Here is a 19261-nt window from a genome sequence, read left to right as displayed (position 1 = left end):
GAAACATGTCGATCAGCAGCATCAACTACTCCTCGTCGGTTCTCGGCTCGCAGATCCGCAACATCAACCAGCAGCTCACCGACCTGTCGACGCAGCTCTCGACCGGCAAGCTGTCGCAGAACTATTCCGGCATGGGCACCAACGAGGGCTTTGCGATCGCCGGGCGCGCGCAGCTCTCCAACATCGCCGCCTATACCGACACGATGACCAACGTCAACGTCAGCATCAACCTCGCCAATACCGCGTTGCAGTCGCTGACCACGATCCGCAACACGGTGCAGACGGGCTCGGCCAACACCGCGCAGGATCTCAACGTCAACGGCCAGACGGTTGCGCAGAACACCGCAGCCGCGCAATTCGGCTCGATGGTCGGCGTTCTCAACACGCAGTCCGGCAACCGCTATCTGTTCTCCGGCACCGCCTTCAACACGCCGTCGGTCGCGAATGCCGGCGACATCATCAACGGCACCACGACGCAGGCGGGCTTCAAGACCGTCATGGCGGAGCGCCAGGCCGCCGACCTCGGCGCCAACGGCATGGGCCGGCTGGTGCTGGCGACGCCACAGCCGACGCCGAGCTCTGTCATGGTGTCGGAGGACGCGGCCGTATCGCCATTCGGCCTGAAGATCGCTGCAGTCTCCTCGACGCTGACCGGCGCGACGGTCACCGGCCCGAGCGGCTCGCCGGTGTCGTTCTCGGTCGACCTCAACGGCGTCAATCCGAAAAATGGCGACAAGCTCAGCGTGCAGTTCACGCTGCCCGATGGCTCGACCGAGCAGATTGACCTGACGGCGTCCACCGCGACGCCGACGCCTGTCGGCAGCTTTGCCATCGATGCAAGCGTCCCGGTCAACCCGAACAACACGGCGACGAACCTCAACACCGCGCTGAACACCGCGATCAAGAAGCTCGCCGGCACCTCGCTGGTGGCGGCCTCCGCCGTCACCGCCGGCGACAATTTCTTCAATACGGCGGGATCAGCCACCGCGAATGTGGCGGCCACCGGCAATCTGCGCTCCTATACCTCGACGACCGGGACGGGCTCGGTCGCGTTGCAGGACAGCGCATTGGCGATTGCGTCTACGACCACGTCGCTCGATTCTTCGGCGACACCCCATCTCAACGGGACCATTCTCAACGCGCTCGCCAACGCTCCGACCGGTACCACCCTGACCATCACCGGCGCGAGCGGCGCCCATACCATTACCTTCGACCCTAACGTCACCACTGTCACGACGGCTAGCGGCAATACCACGATCGGATTGGCTTCGGGCAGCGCCGCGAAGGTGTCTGATATCTTGAATGCAATCGCGACTGCCGCCGGCATCCCCGCCGCCAACGTGACTCTGAGCGCCGGCGGCAATATCCAGATCGCGACCGGCACCGGCACGGACGTGGCGGTCACCGGCGGCGCGGCGGCCACGGCGCTCGGTCTCAGCAGCGTGACGCGCGGCAGCGTGGCGTCGACGCCTCAGATCACCGGTTCAACTGTGCTGAGCGGCACTGCGACCACGGGCGGCCCGGAAGTCCTCTCAGCGGCGTTCCAGGCGGGGTCGGCGGGTCCGCCTGCCGTTAATCCCGATACGATCACGGTGAACGGTCAGACGCTGACTTTTGTCGCCTCGGGCGCCAGCGGCCCAAACCAGATCAACATCACCGACAACATCACAACTCTGCTTGGCAAGATCGATCAGATCACCGGCACCACGAAGCCGTCGACCATCCATGGCGGCGTGATCACGATCAACACGGACGATCCCGGGAGCCTCAACATCACGAGCTCGAACAGCACGGCGTTCGCGGCGCTCGGCTTCACGACCTCTCCGGTCACGGCGGCAAAGGCTCCGCTGCGCGTCGGCTCTTCGCCCCTCGGCTCGGCGACGACGCTGGTGAACGGCTCGGCCACCACCGTGCAATGGTACCTGGGCAATGACGGCCCCGGCTCGCCGCGCTCCACCGCGATGGCCCGGGTCGACGATTCCGTCACGGTGCAGTATGGCGCGCAGGCGAACGAGGAAGCGATCCGCAAGGAGCTGCAGGCAGTCGCCGTGTTCGGGACGTTCTCGACCTCGCCGACCGGGCAGTATTCGGGCGGGCAGGTCGCCGCACTGAGCCTGCGGGTGACGCAGGCCCTGACCAAGCAGCCCGGCCAGCAGCGCATCGAGGACATCCAGACCGACATCGCGATGGCCCAGAACACCATGAAGGACGCGGGTACGCGCCAGACCCAGGCCAAGGCGCAGCTCCAGACTATCATCGACCAGGCGGAATCGGCGCCGCCGGACCAAGTTGCGAGCGAGATCCTGTCGCTCCAGAATGCACTCCAGGCGTCCTACCAGGTGACCTCGAACCTCGCGCAGCTCTCGCTCGTCAAGTTCCTGTAAGCGGGTGTTAAGGCGCCGTTAACCATGCCTCTTTACCTCTTGGTGAGGATTGCAGCGGGGCGGAGCTGACGATGTCGGAGAAGATGAAACTGGTGGTGGCCACGCCATGTTTCGGCGGGCAGGTGACGAGCATCTATGCGAGCTCGATCTTCGCGCTCCAGCGCGCCGTGCACGGCATGGCCAATCTCGAGCTCAAGGTGCTGCTGCGCGACGGCGATGCGCTGATCACGCGCGCGCGGGCCAATTTGGCCGCGATGTTCCTGGACGATCCCGAAGCGACGCATTTCCTGTTCATCGATGCCGACATCGGCTTCAAGCCGGAGCAGGTGTTCCGGCTGATCGAGTGCGGCGCGGACGTCGTCGCCGGCTGCTATCCGATCAAGCGGATCAACTGGGACAAGGCCGCGCGGGCGATCCAGTCCGGCCGCGCCGACGTGCCGGCCGCATCGCTCGACTACGTGCTCGAGATCGAGGACCCCGACCGCATCGTGGTGGTGAACGGATTCACCCGTGTGCGCTACGCCGGCACCGGCTTCCTGATGATCCGGCGCTCCGTGCTCGAGGCGATGTGCCGCCATCCGGACTACGCGGCCTTGCAATTCTTCCGCGAGCATTCGCACGATACGCTGGCGGCGAGCCAGAACCGGTTTGCCTTGTTCGAATGCATGATCGATGCGGCGACCGGCACCTATCTGTCCGAGGACTTCGCCTTCTGCAAGCGCTGGACCGACATCGGCGGCGAGATCTGGGCCGACATCCAGAGCTCGCTCGATCACGTCGGACCGTCGGTGTTCCACGGTGACATCACCTCGCAATTCGCACCGGCGCCCGCGGCGGCGGCCGATGCGGCGTGAGCCTTTCGGGATGAGCGCCGGCGCATCCCGTCTGTCAGCCAGCGAGCGCGCGTCCGACGGCGGCTCGCGCTATCGCCTGCGCGATCTCTTCACACCGCTGGATACGCTGCTCGCCTCCGGCGGAGACCCGCGGCTGGCGCTCGATCCGAACGACCGTGTCAACGCCTATGGCTGCGCGGCTTCGCCGGAGCCGGAGCTCTGGAATTTCGCCTCCGCGACCGCGTCGACGATCTCGCAGATGGCCTACGACCGTGCCGCGCTGGCGCGCGAAGAGCTGATGCACAAGTGCCTGTTCGACGAGGTCGAAATCGCCTTCGACGCCCGCTGCGAGGACATGCGCGAGGAGCTGCGCGGCCACCTTGCGCTCTCGTCGCGCATCGACGTCGTGTTCTCGCCGTCCGGCACGGACTCCCAGCTTCACGCCCTGTTCGTGGCGCGCGCAGTGCTCGGCGCGGCGCCGGTGACGATCGTGGTCGGCGCCGACCAGACCGGAAGCGGAACGCCGCATACTGCACGCGGCCACCATTTCAGCACGATGACCGCAGGCGGCATGGCCGTGCGCAAGGACGGCGCGGTGACGGGGCTCGCCGGCGACAGCATTGCTGTGCCGCTGATCGACATGGCGGCCGGCATTGCGATGCGCACCGATGCCGATGCCGCCGTGCTGCGCGCTGTCGAGACCAGCCTCGCGCAAGGCCGCCGCGTTTTGTTGCAGATCATGGATTCGTCAAAACTCGGTTGGCGCGCTCCAAGCGAGGCCTGTCTCGATGAGATCGCGCGGCGCTGGCCGCGCAAGGTTCAATTCGTCGTCGATGCTTGTCAGGCGCGGCTCGGCCGCCGGCGGCTGCGCGCCTATCTCGACCGCGGTTACATGGTGCTGATCACCGGTTCGAAATTCTTCGGCGGACCCGCCTTCAGCGGTGCGCTGCTGCTGCCGAAAGGCCTGTCGCGGTCGATCGACCGGATGGGCGCGATCGCGCCTGGCATCTTCGATTATGCCGGCCGCTGCGACTGGCCGGTGGCGTGGACGACGCTACGCTCGCGCTTCGAGCGCCGGCCGAATTTCGGTCAATGGCTGCGCTGGGAGGCGGCGCTGGCCGAGATCGGCAGCTACTACGCCGTGCCCGGGGCTTTCCGCGCCCGGATGCTGGCCGAGCTTGCAGCCGGCATCGACAGCATGATCGCGTTGTCGCCGTCGCTTCGCGCCGTTCCCACCGGGATCGAGAAGTCAGGCGCGGACGACGAGGAATTCGCACAAGCCACGATCTTTCCGTTCACGCTGCTGCGCGGCGGCAAGCCGGTCTCGATCGCCGAGACCAGCGCCGTGCATCGGGCGCTGGCGTGCGACATGGCCGAGGAGATCAGCGGCAGCGCGGCGGACCGGCAAGTGGCCGCCCAGCGCTGTCTCGTCGGCCAGCCGGTCCGACTGGAGCGGCAGGACAGCGCGCCGCAGGCCGTGTTGCGCCTCTGCGTCGGCGCACGATTGGTGACCGAGGCGTGGTCGCCGGATGCAATGCAGACGCAACGCAATGTGCAGCAGGTTCTCGATCGCATCGCACATGTGCTGGTGAAGATCGAGCTGCTGCTTGATCGTGGCGCGGTCGCGGCCGTGCCGATAAAGCCCGCGTTCGAGGTGTGAGATGCAGCTTCCAGTTTCCCCGCCGAGCGGTGTGACCGCGCCGAACCATGCCGACCGCATCGGCTTTGCGCAGTTGACGCGCCGCGCCTTTGAGGGCGGTGACCTGCATCCGTTGCGCGAGCGGCTGCTGGCGCGGATCGAGGAGGGGACGGCGGAGGCCGGCGAAGGCCTCGATCTCTCGCTGATTGCCCAGCTTCTCGGCGAGAAGGAGGCCGGGCTGGTGATCCAGACCGAGGTGCTCTCCTTCCACCAATTGTTTCGTACGCCTTGCGCTGCTGCAAAACCCCGGTTGCGCGTGCTCGCGCTCGCCGCCGATATCGACATGGGTGGCAACACGCCGATCGACTTCCTGCTTGAAGACTCCGACATCGAGCTGTTGACGCTCTACGTGGTCAAGGGCATCGGCCTGCCGGAGACTCTGCCCGAGCACGACGTCGCCATCGTGATCGCGTCCGATTCCGAGGAGTGCCGGGAGGCGCTCGCGCTGATCGAGAAGGCCGCGCCACACTGGCCGAGGCCGCTGCTCAACCGTCCCGATCTCATCGGCAATCTCGACCGCGACAAGCTGTATCGTCTGCTGGCGGGCGTGCCCGGTATCGATATTCCCGTGACCGCCCCCACGACGCGCGCGCAATTGTCGGAGCTTTCGCAAGGCAAGATCGTTTGCGAGGAGATCACGGGCGAACTGCGCTTTCCGATGATCGTGCGGCCGCGCGGCACGCATGCCGGCGTCGGGCTTGCCAAGCTTGACGACGCGGTGGCGCTCGCGGCTTATCTTGCCGAGCGGCAAGAGCAGGACTTCTTCGTTGCGCGCTTCGTCGACTATGCGAGTTCCGACGGACTCTACCGCAAATATCGTCTCGCCATGGTCGACGGCAAACCCTATGCCTGTCACATGGCGATCGCCGATCGCTGGGACATCTGGTATCTCAACGCCTTCATGGCGTTCAGCGAGGAGAAGCGGGCCGAGGAAGCCGTCTTCATGCTCGACTTCGATCATGCGTTCGCGGCGCGCCACAAAATCGCGCTCGACGAGATGAGCAGGCGCGTCGGCCTCGACTACTTCATCGTCGATTGCGCCGAGAACCAGAACGGCGAGCTGCTGGTCTTTGAAGCCGACAACACCGCCGTCGTGCACAACATGGATCCGCCGGCCGTGTTTCCGTACAAGCCGCCGCAGATGCGCAAGATCTTTGCGGCATTCACGGCGATGTTGTCGCGGCATGCGCGAGCGGGCGAGGAGAGTGCAGCATGAACGAGATCATCCGCAACACGCAAAGCTCCGTCACGCACACCTCGCTCGATCCGCAGGACTGGAGCGAGTTTCGCGCGCTCGCCCATCGCATGCTGGACGAGACGATCGACGGCATCGCCAACGTACGCGCGCATCCGGTGTGGCAGCCGATCCCCGACGGCGTCCGTGCGGCATTCAAGGCCGACGTGCCACGCGAGGCGAGTGATCTCGCCGACGTCTATCGCGACTTCTCCGAACATGTCGCGCCCTATGCGACCGGGAACGTCCATCCCGGTTTCATGGGCTGGGTGCACGGCGGCGGCACCGCGGTCGGCATGGTCGCGGAAATGCTCGCGGCAGGCCTCAACGCCAATCTCGGCGGCCGCGACCATATGCCGATCGAGGTCGAGCGCCAGGTCGTCGACTGGATGCGCCGCCTGTTCGCCTTCCCGGAAAGCGCGAGCGGCATCTTCGTCACGGGCACGTCGATGGCGAATCTGATGGCAGTACTGGTGGCACGTACGAGCGCGCTCGGCACGCTGGCGCGGCAGTACGGCATCGGCAATGACGGTGCGCTTCTCACCGCCTATACGTCGCAGGCCGCGCATGGCTGCGTCTCGAGGGCGATGGACATCGCCGGGCTCGGCACCGACGCGCTGCGCAAGATCGGCGTCGATGCCGATCATCGCATGGACGTTGGCGCGTTACGTGCGCAGATCGCGATCGATCGCGAGGTCGGATTCAAACCGTTCCTGGTCGTCGCATCCGCCGGTACGGTCGATATCGGCGCGGTCGACGATCTCGAGGCGATCGCGCAACTGTGCCGCGAGGAAGGAATCTGGTTTCACGTCGACGGCGCCTTCGGTGCGCTCGCGATTTTGTCGCCCGAACTTGCGCCGCTGCTGGGCGGCATCGAGCTTGCTGATTCCATTGCGCTGGACTTCCACAAATGGGGACAGGTGCCTTATGACGCCGGCTTCCTGCTGGTGCGCGACGGCGAGCAGCATCGGCAGGCCTTTGCGCAGCCCGCGGCCTATCTGCGCCGCGAGGCGAGGGGACTTGCGGCCGGCGCGATCTGGCCCTGCGATCTCGGTCCCGATCTGTCGCGCGGCTTCCGTGCGCTGAAGACGTGGTTCACGCTGAAGACGTTCGGCACCGATCGGCTTGGTGCGGTGATCGCGCGAAGCTGTGCGCTGGCGAAATATCTGGAGACGCGCATTCTCGCTGAGCCGCGGCTGGAATTGCTGGCGCCGGTCAATCTCAACATCGTCTGCTTCCGTTACCGCGCTGCCGACGAGGTCAATCGCGAGATCGTCGCCGACATCCAGGAGTCCGGTATCGCGGCGCCCTCGAGCACGACGCTGGACGGCAGGTTTGCGATCCGCGCCGCGATCGTCAATCACCGTACCGACGAGTCCGACATCGACGCGCTTGTCGCGGCCGTGCTGGAATTCGGCGGACGCCGGAGCGGGGGAGTGATCGAAGTCGAGGCGCCGCCGCTCGCGGCACAGTAGCTCAGATGCATATCTGAAACGACAACGGCCCCGGAGGCGATCCGGGGCCGTTGTCGTTTCAGGCCGGTCGTTCGCGCAGCGTGGCCGCGCGAACGCGTGGGATCAGGCGGCGGTGCTGACGTCGTCCTTGTCCGCTTCGGCCTTGGGATGGGTGGCCTCGAACTGGCCGCGCAGCTTCTCCTCATAGGCGATCAGCTTGCGGGCATCCTTCAGTGCGCGATAGAGGTCGCCGTTGAGGATGTTGTTGTTGATGCCCTCGATGATCGGCCAGGAACTCGGCACCGCCGTGACGATGTCGCGCACCAGGTTGAAATAGGTGCCGTGCTGGGTCTGCGGATCCGGCGAGATGTACATGAGCTGGACCGCCAGATAGACGAGCTTGGCGGGCGAGTCGGCGGTCTCCGGTGTGAGGATGTCGCGCTCGCGCAGGATCGGCACGTTGTCGCCGTCGATCAGAAGGCGGGCGCGCTGGTCGGTGTTGGTTATCACGCAGTTACCGACGATGATGCGTTCGTGCGGTCTGAGCTCGACCTTGAGGGCCATGCCTGTTCTCCATCAACGCTTTCGTAACCGAGCGTGTGTTGCGGCGGATCAGAGCGCAATACTCCATCAAGACTAGTTAACGAGTTGTAAATCCCGGCCGATGCCGTGGAAAAGCTCAATCATATCAAGGCTGAAATCGCCCGGCGGCGTGGCGTTGCCAGTGTGCAAATGGGCCGAATCGCGCGCCGACTCAGCAAAAGCTCCGATTTCATTTCATGTTTCGTTAGAGGACTCCGCCCCACGGTCCGCCGGTCGCTGGGTCACTCGATCCATGCAGACGCGTAACAGTAAGCGTCGTTTACCAGAAAGGTAACACCCAATGTCCGGTATCGTTCTCTCCTCCTCGGTTCGTCAGAACCTGCTCTCCCTCCAGTCCACCGCTGATCTTCTCGCCACCACGCAGAACCGTCTGTCGACCGGCAAGAGCGTCAACTCGGCCCTGGACAATCCCACCAACTTCTTCACGGCACAGTCGCTCGACAACCGCGCCAGCGACATCAACAATCTGCTCGACGGCATCGCCAACGGCGTGCAGGTGCTGCAGGCCGCCAACACCGGCATCACCTCGCTGCAGAAGCTGATCGACTCTGCGAAGTCGATCGCCAACCAGGCGCTGCAGACCACCGTCGGCTACTCCACCAAGTCCAACGTCTCCGCCACGATCGCGGGTGCGACGGCGGCCGATTTGCGCGGCACCACGAGCTTCGCCAGCGCGACCGCAAGCAGCAACGTCGTGTTTAGCGGCGCGGCCGGCGGTACCACGGCGGCGACCGGCACCACGACGCTCGGCGCCACCATCGGCTCCTTTGCAAGCACTGGCGCGACGGCCGGTGACGGCACCACGGCCCTGACCGGCGCCATCACCCTGATCGCCACCAACGGCACGACCGCGACCGGCCTGGCCGGCAACGCCCAGCCTGCCGATGGCGACACGGTGACCGTGAACGGCAAGACCATCACGTTCCGCAGCGGCGCGGCTCCGGCGTCGACCGCCGTTCCGAGCGGTTCGGGCGTCAGCGGCAACCTCGTCACCGACGGCAGCGGCAACACCACCGTCTATCTCGCCACCGCGACCGTCAACGATCTCTTGTCCGCGATCGATCTGGCAAGCGGCGTCAAGACCGTATCCATCACCGCGGGTGCTGCGACGATCGCCGTGAGCAACAGCCAGCCAGGTGCTGCCGTCTCGACCGCCGCAGGTGGCGCCGTCACGCTGAAGAGCTCGACGGGTGCGGATCTCAGCGTCACCGGCAAGGCTGACCTGCTCAAAGCTCTCGGCCTGACGACGGCCGTGGGTGGCGGCAACGCCACCGTCAACGTCAACCGGACCACGAGCTCGGGCTCGCTGGGGGCGACGATCGCGGACGGTTCGACGCTGAATGTCGACGGTCACGTCATTACCTTCAAGAACGCGCCGATCCCGGGCTCGACCGGTGCTCCGAGCGTTCCGAGCGGTTATGGTACGAGCGGTAACGTCCTCACCGACGGCAATGGCAACTCAACGGTCTATCTGCAGGCCGGCACGATCAACGACGTGCTCAAGGCGATCGACCTTGCCAGTGGCGTGCAGACCGCGACGGTCAATGCCAACGGCACCGCGACGGTTGCGACTGCGGCCGGCCAGACCAACTCGTCGATCAATGCCTCGGGTCAGCTCAAGATCTCGACCGGCGTCAATGCCGACCTGTCGATCACCGGCACCGGCAACGCGCTGAACGCGCTTGGCTTTGCCGGCAACACCGGGACCTCGAGCGCCTTCACCGCCGCGCGCACCTCCGGCGTCGGCGGCCTCACCGGCAAGACCTTGACCTTCTCCTCCTTCAACGGCGGCACGGCGGTCAACGTCACCTTCGGCGACGGTACCAACGGCACGGTCAAGACGCTCGATCAGCTCAACACGAAGCTTCAGGCCAACAACCTGACGGCGACGATCGACGCCAACGGCCTACTGACGGTCTCGACCACCAACGACTACGCATCCTCGACCATCGGTTCGAGCGCCGCGGGTGGTGCGATCGGCGGCACGCTGACCTCGTCCCTGACGTTCTCGACGGCTTCCAGCCCCGTCCAGGACACGGTTGCCCAGACCTCGCGTTCGAACCTGGTCGGCCAGTACAACAACATCCTTGCGCAGATCGACTCGACCTCGCAGGACTCCTCGTTCAACGGCGTCAACCTCTTGAACGGCGACCAGCTCAAGCTGGTGTTTGACGAGACCGGCAAGTCGAACCTGAGCATCACCGGCGTGACCTACAACTCCAAGGGTCTCGGCCTCGCCTCGCTGACCAGCGGTGTCGACTTCATCGACAACGCTGCCACCAACAAGGTGCTGACCAACCTGAACTCGGCGTCGAGCACGCTGCGTTCGGAAGCGTCGAGCCTTGGTTCGAACCTCACGATCGTGCAGGTGCGTCAGGACTTCAACAAGAACCTGATCAACGTGCTGCAGACCGGTTCGTCCAACCTGACCCTGGCCGACACCAACGTCGAGGCGGCCAACAGCCAGGCGCTGTCGACCCGCCAGTCGATCGCGGTCTCCGCGCTGTCGCTGGCCAACCAGTCGCAGCAGAGCGTGCTGCAGCTGCTCCGCTAACTAGCGGACGACATCGCAAGCAAGATCTGGCGGCGGGGCTTCGGCCCCGCCGCTTTTTTTGCGCGTCAGCTGTCATTCGAGTAGCCTTGCGACGCTCTGAAAAGTAACCAGCGGTTATGGTTAATGGAGAGTAAGCGTGGATAAATGCCAATGATTTCAACCTGATTGCCGGCCGGGACCACGCCTTCCGCGCGCTTATGGCGAACCCGCGCTTAATGCGGACGCGCGTCGTTTCACCCTTTGTTAGCCATGTCGGGGCACGCTGTCCCCGTCACTCGATCTGAAGCGATCGAACGAAGACGCGTAAACCAGAAGGGTAAGAGTCATGTCCGGTATTGTTCTCTCTGCGTCGGTTCGTCAGAACCTGCTGTCTCTCCAGTCCACCGCTGATCTTCTCGCCACCACACAGAACCGTCTGTCGACCGGCAAGAGCGTCAACTCGGCCCTGGACAATCCCACCAACTTCTTCACTGCACAGTCGCTCGACAACCGCGCCAGCGACATCAACAATCTGCTCGACGGCATCGCCAACGGCGTGCAGGTGCTGCAGGCTGCCAACACCGGCCTGACCTCGTTGCAGAAGCTGATCGACTCTGCGAAGTCGATCGCCAACCAGGCGCTGCAGACCACCGTCGGCTACTCCACCAAGTCCAACGTCTCCACCACGATCGCTGGTGCGACGGCGGCGGACCTGCGCGGCACGACCTCCTTTGCCAGCGCGACTGCGAGCAGCAACGTGCTCTATAACGGCACGGCCGGCGGTACCACGGCCGCAACCGGCACCACGACCCTCGGCGCCACCATCGGCTCCTTTGCAAGCACGGGCGCGACGGCCGGTGATGGCACCACGGCCCTGACCGGCGCCATCACCCTGATCGCCACCAACGGCACGACCGCGACCGGCCTGGCCGGCAACGCCCAGCCTGCCGATGGCGACACGGTGACCGTGAACGGCAAGACCATCACGTTCCGCAGCGGCGCGGCTCCGGCGTCGACCGCCGTTCCGAGCGGTTCCGGCGTCAGCGGCAACCTCGTCACCGACGGCAGCGGCAACACCACCGTCTATCTCGCCACCGCGACCGTCAACGATCTCTTGTCCGCGATCGATCTGGCAAGCGGCGTCAAGACCGTATCCATCACCGCGGGTGCTGCGACGATCGCCGTGAGCAACAGCCAGCCAGGTGCTGCCGTCTCGACCGCTGCAGGTGGCGCCGTCACGCTGAAGAGCTCGACGGGTGCGGATCTCAGCGTCACCGGCAAGGCTGACCTGCTCAAGGCTCTCGGCCTGACGACGTCTACCGGTGCGGGCAACGCCACCGTCAACGTCGCACGGACCACGAGCGCCGCCTCGCTGGGTGCAACCCTTACGGACGGTTCGTCGCTGAACGTCGATGGTCATACCATCACCTTCAAGAACGCGCCGATCCCGGGCTCGACCGGTGCTCCGAGCGTTCCGAGCGGCTTCGGTGCCAGCGGTAACATCCTCACCGACGGCAACGGCAACTCGACCGTCTACCTGCAGGCCGGCACGGTTGCCGACGTGCTCAAGGCGATTGACCTTGCCACCGGCGTGCAGACCGCGACGATCAACGCCAACGGCACCGCGACGCTTGCGACCGCCACAGGCCAGTCGAACTCGACGATCAATACGTCCGGTCAGCTCAAGCTCTCGACCGGCATCAATGCCGATCTGACGATCACGGGCAGCGGCAATGCACTGAATGTATTCGGGCTGGCCGGCAACACCGGCAGTGCGTCGGCATTCACCGCGGCGCGCACCTCCGGGGTCGGCGGCATTGCCGGCAAGACCTTGACCTTCTCCGCGTTCAACGGCGGCACGGCGGTCAATGTCACCTTCGGCGACGGCACCAACGGCACGGTCAAGACGCTCGATCAGCTCAACACGGCGCTTCTGGCCAACAATCTGGCTGCAACGATCGACGCCAACGGCCGGCTGACCATCACGGCGTCCAACGACTACGCGTCCTCGACGATCGGTTCGACCGTCGCAGGCGGTGGCATCGGCGGCACGCTGACTTCGGCGCTGACCTTCTCGACGGCTTCCAGCCCCGTCCAGGATGCGGTTGCACAGACGGCCCGTGCGAACCTGGTGTCTCAGTACAACAACATCCTGAACCAGATCGACACGACCTCGCAGGACTCCTCGTTCAACGGCGTCAATTTGCTGAACGGCGATCAACTCAAGCTGGTGTTCGACGAGACCGGCAAGTCGAGCCTCAACATCACCGGCGTGACCTACAACTCCAAGGGTCTGGGCCTCGCTGCCCTGACCGTCGGTGTCGACTTCATCGACAACGCCGCGTCCAATCGCGTGCTGACCAACCTGAACGCCGCGTCGAGCACGCTGCGCTCGGAAGCCTCAGCGCTCGGTTCGAACCTCTCGGTGGTGCAGGTGCGTCAGGACTTCAACAAGAACCTGATCAACGTGCTGCAGACCGGTTCTTCGAACCTCACGCTGTCCGATACCAACGTCGAGGCGGCCAACAGCCAGGCGCTGTCGACCCGCCAGTCGATCGCGGTCTCCGCGCTGTCGCTGGCCAACACTTCGCAGCAGAGTGTGCTCCAATTGCTCCGATAAGTAACTGGTATCATTAAATAAAATAAGAGCGGCGGGGTCATTTGCCCCGCCGCTTTTTTGCGTCTGGAGGGGGCAGGGACGTTCACCGCCCATTAACCCTATCCCTTAAACCGGCGTTAACCATACTTTAAAGGACAGCCTCTAAGACTGGACAAAAGCCCGCTTTCAAGACCGCGCGGCCGATTCGTACCCGGTTCAAGAGGAAGACTCGCCAATGTCCAACATCGTTCTCTCGGCGTCCGTTCGCCAGAACCTGTTGTCGCTGCAGTCGACGGCCGACTTGCTGGCCACGACGCAGGAGCGGCTGTCGACCGGTAAGAAGGTCAACACAGCGCTCGACAATCCCACCAACTTCTTCACGGCCCAGGGGTTGGACAACCGGGCGAGCGACATCGGCAACCTGCTGGATGGCATCAACAACGGTGTGCAGGTGCTCCAGGCCGCGAACACCGGCATCACCTCGCTGCAGAAGCTGATCGACAGCGCCAAGTCGATCGCCAACCAGGCGTTGCAGACCACGGTCGGCTATTCCACGAAATCGAACGTCTCCACCACGATTCCCGGTGCGACGCCCGCCGACCTGCGCGGCACGACCTCCTATGCGAGCGCGACCGCCAAGAGCAACGTGCTCTATACCGGCGCAGCCGGTGGCGTGACCCCGGTCACGGGAACCGCCGCGCTCGGCGCCTCGCTGGGCTCGAACGCGGGCACGAATGTCGGGTTCGCCGCGACCGCGGCCGACGGCACGACTGCACTGTCCGGTACCACCACGCTGGTCGGCACCACGACATCCACCACCTTCGGCGCGCCGCCCGCTGACGGCGACACGATCACGGTCAACGGCAAGACCATCACCTTCCGCACCGGTATCGCGCCGACGACGCAGCCGACCGGCTGGGGCCTCAACCCCAGTGGGCACATCGCCACCGACGGTAACGGCAATTCGATCGTCTACGAGGGAACGCCGGCTGCGCCCGGCGCGACTGTCAACGACGTCCTCAGCGCGATCGACCTCGCCAGCGGCGTCAAGACCGCGGCAATCAGTGCAGGCGCGGCAACCATTACGGTCAGCGGCTCGACCGGCCCGATCGGCACGCTGCAGGTGGCATCGTCCGTCACGGGCGGCCAAGTCACGCTGAAGAGTTCGACCGGCGCCGATCTGAGCTTGACGGGCAAGGCCGATTTCCTCAACAAGCTCGGTCTGACCGCGGCGACCGGCGCAGGCAATGCGAGCGTGAGCGCGGACCGATCGACCACCGCGGGCTCGCTCGGCTCGCTCGTTCAGGACGGCTCGACGCTGAACATCGACGGCCACACCATCACTTTCAAAAACGCCCAGTCGCCCCAGTCGGCGTTGAGCGTGACCTCCGGCGGCGTCAACAACAATATCGTCACCGACGGCAACGGCAATTCGACCGTCTACCTCCAGAGCGCGACGCTCACCGATCTGCTCAACTCGATCGACCTCGCCACCGGCGTCAAGACCGCCAGCATCTTCAACGGCGCGGCGACGCTGTCGACCACCGCGGGCCAGATCCCCTCGTCGGTCAACAGCAGCGGTCAGCTTGCGCTCTCTACCGGCATCAACGCCGACCTGTCGATCACCGGCACCGGCAACGCGCTCAACGCATTCGGTCTCAGCGGCAATACGGGGACGGCGACCGCTTTCGCCGCAGCACGTAACTCCGGTGTCGGCGGGGTCAGCGGCAAGACGCTGACCTTCACCTCCTTCAACGGCGGCACGGCCGTCAACGTCACCTTCGGCGACGGCACCAACGGCACCGTCAAGACGCTCGACCAGCTCAATGTGCAGCTTCAAGCCAACCACCTGACGGCGACCATCGACGCCAATGGCGTGCTGACGGTCACCACCGTCAACGAGTACGCATCCTCGACCCTCGGCTCGAGTACTGCCGGCGGCACGGTCGGCGGTACGCTCACCGGCGTGCTGGCCTTTACCACCGCGCAGCCCCCGATTCAGGATCCCGTCGCGCAGACCGCGCGCTCCGGCCTGGTCAGTCAGTTCAACAACATCCTGGCGCAGATCGACACGACCTCGCAGGACTCGTCCTTCAACGGCGTCAACCTGCTCAACGGCGACACGCTGAAGCTGGTCTTCAACGAGAACGGCAGCTCGACGCTCGGCATCAACGGCGTGGTGTTCAACGCGGCCGGCCTGGGTCTCAGCAATCTCGTTCCGGGCACGGACTTCATCGACAACGGTGCCACCAACAAGGTGCTGGCCAGCCTGAATGCCGCCTCGAGCACGTTGCGCTCCGAGGGTTCTTCGCTCGGTTCGAATCTGTCGATCGTGCAGGTGCGTCAGGACTTCTCCAAGAACCTGATCAACGTTCTGCAGACCGGCTCGGCCAACCTGACGCTGGCCGATACCAACGAGGAAGCGGCGAACAGCCAGGCGCTGTCGACCCGCCAGTCGATCGCGGTGTCCGCGCTGTCGCTGGCCAACCAGTCGCAACAGAGCGTGCTGCAGCTGCTCCGCTAATTTCGCGGCGCAGGTCGCTCATCGATTTCGCGGCGGGGCTAACGCTCCGCCGTTCATTTTACTGAGATCGCTAAGGCAGGATTAGCTGAGATCGACGCGCACCACGCGCGACGTGTTTACAGCGTGCACATGCGCGTCTAGCTTCACGATGACGAAGAACTCCGAGACCCGTAATAATCCGGAGTGCTTCCAAGCACACATGTAAGCAAATCTTAAGCGGTGCTGCCTAGGGTCAGGAAAGAAATCCTTAAGCGCGTTCAACGCGCTAGGTAACCTCCAGGGTGTGATTGATGTCGAATTCCGCTGCCTCGGCCTACGCGCGTGTTGCAACGACCACCGCATCTCCTCGCGACATCGAAGCGCAGACCCTGCTCAAGGCCGCGAACAAGCTTCAGGATGCGATCAACAGCGCCGAGCCGTTCAGCGAGCAGACCACGCAGGCCCTGATGTTCAATCGCAAGCTCTGGACGATTTTCCTGAGCGAGGCCATGCGCGAGAACAATCCGCAGCCGATCGACGTCCGGCAGAAGATCGCCAACATCAGCGTGTTCGTGCTGAGCCAGACCGCCGCGCTGCAGATGAGCCCGCAGTTCGATCACTTCCGTCCGCTGATCGAGATCAACCGCAATATCGCGGCTGGTCTGTCCGGCCGTCCGTGATCGAGCACGGCTCGTTCCGCTTCGGCAACAGCAAATTCACGCTGACGGATACCGGCAAGACGCAGATCAGGAACGTCGTCACCGGTCCCGCGACCGGTTCGAGCGATCTCGATGTTGCCGTTGCGAGGCTCGACGCCTGATGGTCAGGCGCTGCGGTCCGTGCTGGCCGGACGCGAGGGCTCGGATTTCAAATCCTGCGCATGAAAATAGGCCCGCCGGCGCAGCATTGCTTCGTCGGGGAACTGGTTGACCACCGCGTCGGTCCTGTCGTTGACGACCTGGAAGACGAACGACGCCGCCGCCTGGTCGAACACGACCTGGCGTGAGACGTTCTCGCTGCTTCGCAAATCATTGCGTGCAGGCGCGCTCGCCTCGCCAGCGGCCACTGTCTGGCTCACGGGCAGATCGGTTTGCACGGCTTCGTTCGCCGCCGCATTGGACGTCGTTACGATCTGCACGGCGACCGGTATCCCCACCGGCCTGATGCTGAAATCTGTACTCATGGCAGCCTCCTGGTTGCCTCACGTGAGTCAAATCCCAACCCCTCTCAATACGCAACCATGGAACACCAGGATTGAACACCCGGTAAGGAAACGTGCCTAACCGCGCGACGATGTTGCCGCGCGGTTTTTCGTAAAATTGTCGCTTGTTGTTGCGCGCGCTCAGAGCGAGCGGCTGACCGCGAGCGGCGTGATGTGGCGTGGGCCCGGCGCGGCGCGGCGTCCCGCGGCCGTGTAGGTGTTCGGCACGTTGCGCTTCTGGATCTCGGCGTTGACGCCGCGCACGACGCTCTCCGAGACGGCGTGAGCGGTTGCGAGCACGGTGAGATTGACCTGGAGCATCGCGCGGAATGCATCGTGGTGCCGATGCAGCGTCGAGAGCAGCTCGGGCGCGGATTTGGCGAGCTGGGTCTGGTTCGCCTTCAACTGGGTGACGGCGCCGACATAGTTTCGCGACAGCTCCTGCTTCTTGCTTTCGAGGGTCATCGCCTCGCGGACCTGGCCGGCGCGCACGAGCTCGGTCTCGCGCTCGATCAGGCCGAGCAGCGCACTCATCGCATCCATCAACTGCTCGGCGATCTTGCGCGCCTCGGCGTTGCCGGGTGCGGTGTTCGGGCGCTGCGCTTGCACCGGCTGACGCGAGGCGTTGAAGTGGTTCATCTCGTTTGACCTTATGCCGTGCGGATCGTTTTTGCCTGCTGCATGATCAGGGTGCGATAGACGTCGGTGGCGATGCCGACGCCGCCGGCGTTGGCGAAATTCTTGGAATATTGCTCCGTCAGCATCGAGCGCCACACGCCGGTGCCAGGGGTGTCGCCGAACGGGCCTTCGCCCTTCAGGCCCGAGGTCATCTGCGAGAACATGCTGTTGAGGAACATCGCCTCGAAGTCGGTGGCGATCTTCTGCGCCTTGGCCTGCTGCTTCGGCGGGACCTTTTGCAGTGCCGCGGCGAGATCGAAGTCCGGCCGGCCGTTGCGGCTCTCCACCGAGAAGGCGGAGCTGGCGACCCGTGCGGTGTTGACCATGCCGGTCTGCATCACATCACCTCGATGTCGGCTTCGATCGCACCGGCGGCCTTGATCGCCTGCAGGATGCTGATGAGATCGCGCGGGCCGATGCCGAGACCGTTGAGGCCGTCGACGAGCTGCTGAAGCGAGACGCCGTCCTTGACCACGGCGAACTTCTTGCCGTCCTCGGTGACGCTGACGCTGCTGCGCGGCGCGACCACGGTCCGCCCCCGCGACAGCGGGTTGGGCTGGCTGACCTGCGGGCTCTCGGAGATCGTGACGGTGAGGTTGCCCTGTGCGACCGCAACGGTGGCGACGCGGACGTCGCGGCCCATCACGATGATGCCGCTGCGTTCGTCGATGATGATCTTGGCGGCGAGATCCGGATCGACCTGGAGCTGCTCGATCTCGGTGAGAAACGCGACGACGTTGCCCTTGAACTCCGGCGGGATCGCAAGCTGCACGGTCGATGGGTCGATCGGCTCGGCGGTCTTGACGCCGAGATAGTCGTTGATCGCGGCGGCGATCCGCTTGGCCGTGGTGAAGTCGGCATTGCGCAGCGCAAGCCGAACGTTCGGCAGGCGATTGAGCGCGAACTCGATCTCCCGCTCGATGATGGCACCGTTGACAATGCGTCCGACCGTCGGCACGCCACGCACGATTTTCGCCGCCTCGCCCTCGGCCTGGAAGCCGGAGATCGCGAGTGAGCCCTGTGCGACCGAATAGACGTTGCCGTCGGCGCCGAGGAGTGGGGTGACGAGCAGGGTGCCGCCCTGGAGATTCTTGGCGTCGCCGAGCGCGGAGACGGTGACGTCCATGCGCGTGCCCTGGGTGGCGAAGGCCGGCAGATTGCCTGTCACCATCACGGCGGCGACGTTGCCGGTGCGGATGGTGGCGCCCCGGATGTTGACGCCCATGCGCTCGAGCATCGCTTGCAGAGACTGCTTGGTGAAGGGGATGTTGTTGAGGGTGTCGCCGGTGCCGTTGAGACCGACGACGAGGCCGTAGCCGATGAGCTGGTTCTGCCGCACGCCTTCGATGTTGGCGAGATCCTTGATGCGCGATGTCGCGCTTGCAGAATTGACCGAGAGCACCAGCGCTGACAGCGCGGCGCAGGCCACCCCCACAAGTCTCACCCAACGAACGCTTGGCATCCTCTGCTCCCCGAGGCTCCTCAAATCAAAGGACCATCACGACACTCCCATGACGAGCTGGTCCGACGCTGTCCTTGC

General features: G+C 64.8%; 15 protein-coding genes. 10 read left to right on the top strand and 5 right to left on the bottom strand.

Features of this window, described 5'->3' with window-relative positions:
- Positions 1–5 precede the first annotated feature (5 nt).
- From IVB48_RS14265 to IVB48_RS14245, 5 genes are all read left to right on the top strand, one after another.
- Positions 6–2384, top strand: a complete 2379-nt coding sequence (locus tag IVB48_RS14265) for a flagellar hook associated protein (RefSeq protein WP_247400459.1) — start codon at positions 6–8, stop codon at positions 2382–2384.
- Between the two features lie 71 nt (positions 2385–2455).
- Positions 2456–3238: a hypothetical protein gene (locus IVB48_RS14260; RefSeq protein ID WP_027566882.1), complete on the top strand. Its 783-nt coding sequence runs from the start codon at positions 2456–2458 to the stop codon at positions 3236–3238.
- Positions 3228–4877, top strand: coding sequence for a hypothetical protein (locus tag IVB48_RS14255; RefSeq protein WP_247400457.1), 1650 nt, complete (start codon positions 3228–3230; stop codon positions 4875–4877). Before IVB48_RS14260 ends, IVB48_RS14255 begins: the two co-directional genes overlap by 11 nt.
- A gap of 1 nt (position 4878) precedes the next feature.
- Positions 4879–6132 (top strand): hypothetical protein, encoded by a 1254-nt coding sequence (locus tag IVB48_RS14250; protein WP_247400455.1) that lies wholly within the window; start codon positions 4879–4881, stop codon positions 6130–6132.
- Positions 6129–7625: an aspartate aminotransferase family protein gene (locus IVB48_RS14245; RefSeq protein ID WP_247400454.1), complete on the top strand. Its 1497-nt coding sequence runs from the start codon at positions 6129–6131 to the stop codon at positions 7623–7625. The genes IVB48_RS14250 and IVB48_RS14245 overlap by 4 nt, the downstream gene beginning before the upstream one ends.
- Before the next feature lie 102 nt (positions 7626–7727).
- On the opposite strand, the gene flbT is transcribed toward IVB48_RS14245, so the two are convergent.
- Complete coding sequence (gene flbT, locus IVB48_RS14240) at positions 7728–8168, bottom strand: flagellar biosynthesis repressor FlbT (protein ID WP_027566886.1); 441 nt, start codon at positions 8166–8168, stop codon at positions 7728–7730.
- A gap of 319 nt (positions 8169–8487) precedes the next feature.
- Here flbT and IVB48_RS14235 point away from each other — a divergent pair, with 319 nt between their 5' ends.
- The 5 genes from IVB48_RS14235 to IVB48_RS14215 all read left to right on the top strand — a co-directional run bounded on the left by IVB48_RS14235 (position 8488) and on the right by IVB48_RS14215 (position 16662).
- The gene (locus IVB48_RS14235; RefSeq protein ID WP_247400453.1) at positions 8488–10761 is read left to right on the top strand and encodes a DUF1522 domain-containing protein; all 2274 of its coding nucleotides are present in this window, start codon (positions 8488–8490) and stop codon (positions 10759–10761) included.
- A gap of 325 nt (positions 10762–11086) precedes the next feature.
- Positions 11087–13360, top strand: coding sequence for a DUF1522 domain-containing protein (locus IVB48_RS14230; protein WP_247400452.1), 2274 nt, complete (start codon positions 11087–11089; stop codon positions 13358–13360).
- A gap of 214 nt (positions 13361–13574) precedes the next feature.
- Positions 13575–15863, top strand: coding sequence for a DUF1522 domain-containing protein (locus IVB48_RS14225; RefSeq protein WP_247328448.1), 2289 nt, complete (start codon positions 13575–13577; stop codon positions 15861–15863).
- Positions 15864–16153: 290 nt separating this feature from the next.
- Positions 16154–16522 (top strand): flagellar biosynthesis regulator FlaF, encoded by a 369-nt coding sequence (gene flaF, locus IVB48_RS14220; RefSeq protein ID WP_007612319.1) that lies wholly within the window; start codon positions 16154–16156, stop codon positions 16520–16522.
- Positions 16519–16662 (top strand): hypothetical protein, encoded by a 144-nt coding sequence (locus IVB48_RS14215; protein WP_247400451.1) that lies wholly within the window; start codon positions 16519–16521, stop codon positions 16660–16662. The genes flaF and IVB48_RS14215 overlap by 4 nt, the downstream gene beginning before the upstream one ends.
- A 3-nt stretch (positions 16663–16665) precedes the next feature.
- Here the strand turns inward: IVB48_RS14215 and IVB48_RS14210 are convergent, their stop codons facing one another.
- From IVB48_RS14210 to IVB48_RS14195, 4 genes are all read right to left on the bottom strand, one after another.
- Positions 16666–17025 (bottom strand): hypothetical protein, encoded by a 360-nt coding sequence (locus tag IVB48_RS14210; RefSeq protein ID WP_027567591.1) that lies wholly within the window; start codon positions 17023–17025, stop codon positions 16666–16668.
- Positions 17026–17184: 159 nt separating this feature from the next.
- The gene (locus tag IVB48_RS14205; RefSeq protein WP_247400450.1) at positions 17185–17682 is read right to left on the bottom strand and encodes a hypothetical protein; all 498 of its coding nucleotides are present in this window, start codon (positions 17680–17682) and stop codon (positions 17185–17187) included.
- A gap of 11 nt (positions 17683–17693) precedes the next feature.
- Positions 17694–18059: a flagellar assembly peptidoglycan hydrolase FlgJ gene (gene flgJ, locus IVB48_RS14200; protein ID WP_027567592.1), complete on the bottom strand. Its 366-nt coding sequence runs from the start codon at positions 18057–18059 to the stop codon at positions 17694–17696.
- Entirely contained in the window at positions 18059–19183 is a 1125-nt protein-coding gene (locus IVB48_RS14195; RefSeq protein ID WP_007602120.1) for a flagellar basal body P-ring protein FlgI, read from the bottom strand. The genes flgJ and IVB48_RS14195 overlap by 1 nt, the downstream gene beginning before the upstream one ends.
- Positions 19184–19261: the final 78 nt, after the last annotated feature.

Origin of the sequence: Bradyrhizobium sp. 76 (assembly GCF_023073025.1) — a bacterium.
Taxonomy (GTDB): domain Bacteria; phylum Pseudomonadota; class Alphaproteobacteria; order Rhizobiales; family Xanthobacteraceae; genus Bradyrhizobium.
The sequence above is the reverse complement of the archived record's forward strand: the minus strand, read 5'-3'. Positions and strand labels throughout refer to the sequence as shown.

What these genes read in the sequence shown, in the direction of transcription:
- IVB48_RS14265 (WP_247400459.1), top strand. Translation starts at nt 6, where the DNA reads ATGTCGATCAGCAGCATCAACTACTCCTCGTCGGTTCTCGGCTCGCAG.
- IVB48_RS14260 (WP_027566882.1), top strand. Translation starts at nt 2,456, where the DNA reads ATGTCGGAGAAGATGAAACTGGTGGTGGCCACGCCATGTTTCGGCGGG.
- IVB48_RS14255 (WP_247400457.1), top strand. Translation starts at nt 3,228, where the DNA reads ATGCGGCGTGAGCCTTTCGGGATGAGCGCCGGCGCATCCCGTCTGTCA.
- IVB48_RS14250 (WP_247400455.1), top strand. Translation starts at nt 4,879, where the DNA reads ATGCAGCTTCCAGTTTCCCCGCCGAGCGGTGTGACCGCGCCGAACCAT.
- IVB48_RS14245 (WP_247400454.1), top strand. Translation starts at nt 6,129, where the DNA reads ATGAACGAGATCATCCGCAACACGCAAAGCTCCGTCACGCACACCTCG.
- flbT (WP_027566886.1), bottom strand. Translation starts at nt 8,168, where the DNA reads ATGGCCCTCAAGGTCGAGCTCAGACCGCACGAACGCATCATCGTCGGT.
- IVB48_RS14235 (WP_247400453.1), top strand. Translation starts at nt 8,488, where the DNA reads ATGTCCGGTATCGTTCTCTCCTCCTCGGTTCGTCAGAACCTGCTCTCC.
- IVB48_RS14230 (WP_247400452.1), top strand. Translation starts at nt 11,087, where the DNA reads ATGTCCGGTATTGTTCTCTCTGCGTCGGTTCGTCAGAACCTGCTGTCT.
- IVB48_RS14225 (WP_247328448.1), top strand. Translation starts at nt 13,575, where the DNA reads ATGTCCAACATCGTTCTCTCGGCGTCCGTTCGCCAGAACCTGTTGTCG.
- flaF (WP_007612319.1), top strand. Translation starts at nt 16,154, where the DNA reads ATGTCGAATTCCGCTGCCTCGGCCTACGCGCGTGTTGCAACGACCACC.
- IVB48_RS14210 (WP_027567591.1), bottom strand. Translation starts at nt 17,025, where the DNA reads ATGAGTACAGATTTCAGCATCAGGCCGGTGGGGATACCGGTCGCCGTG.
- IVB48_RS14205 (WP_247400450.1), bottom strand. Translation starts at nt 17,682, where the DNA reads ATGAACCACTTCAACGCCTCGCGTCAGCCGGTGCAAGCGCAGCGCCCG.
- flgJ (WP_027567592.1), bottom strand. Translation starts at nt 18,059, where the DNA reads ATGCAGACCGGCATGGTCAACACCGCACGGGTCGCCAGCTCCGCCTTC.
- IVB48_RS14195 (WP_007602120.1), bottom strand. Translation starts at nt 19,183, where the DNA reads ATGCCAAGCGTTCGTTGGGTGAGACTTGTGGGGGTGGCCTGCGCCGCG.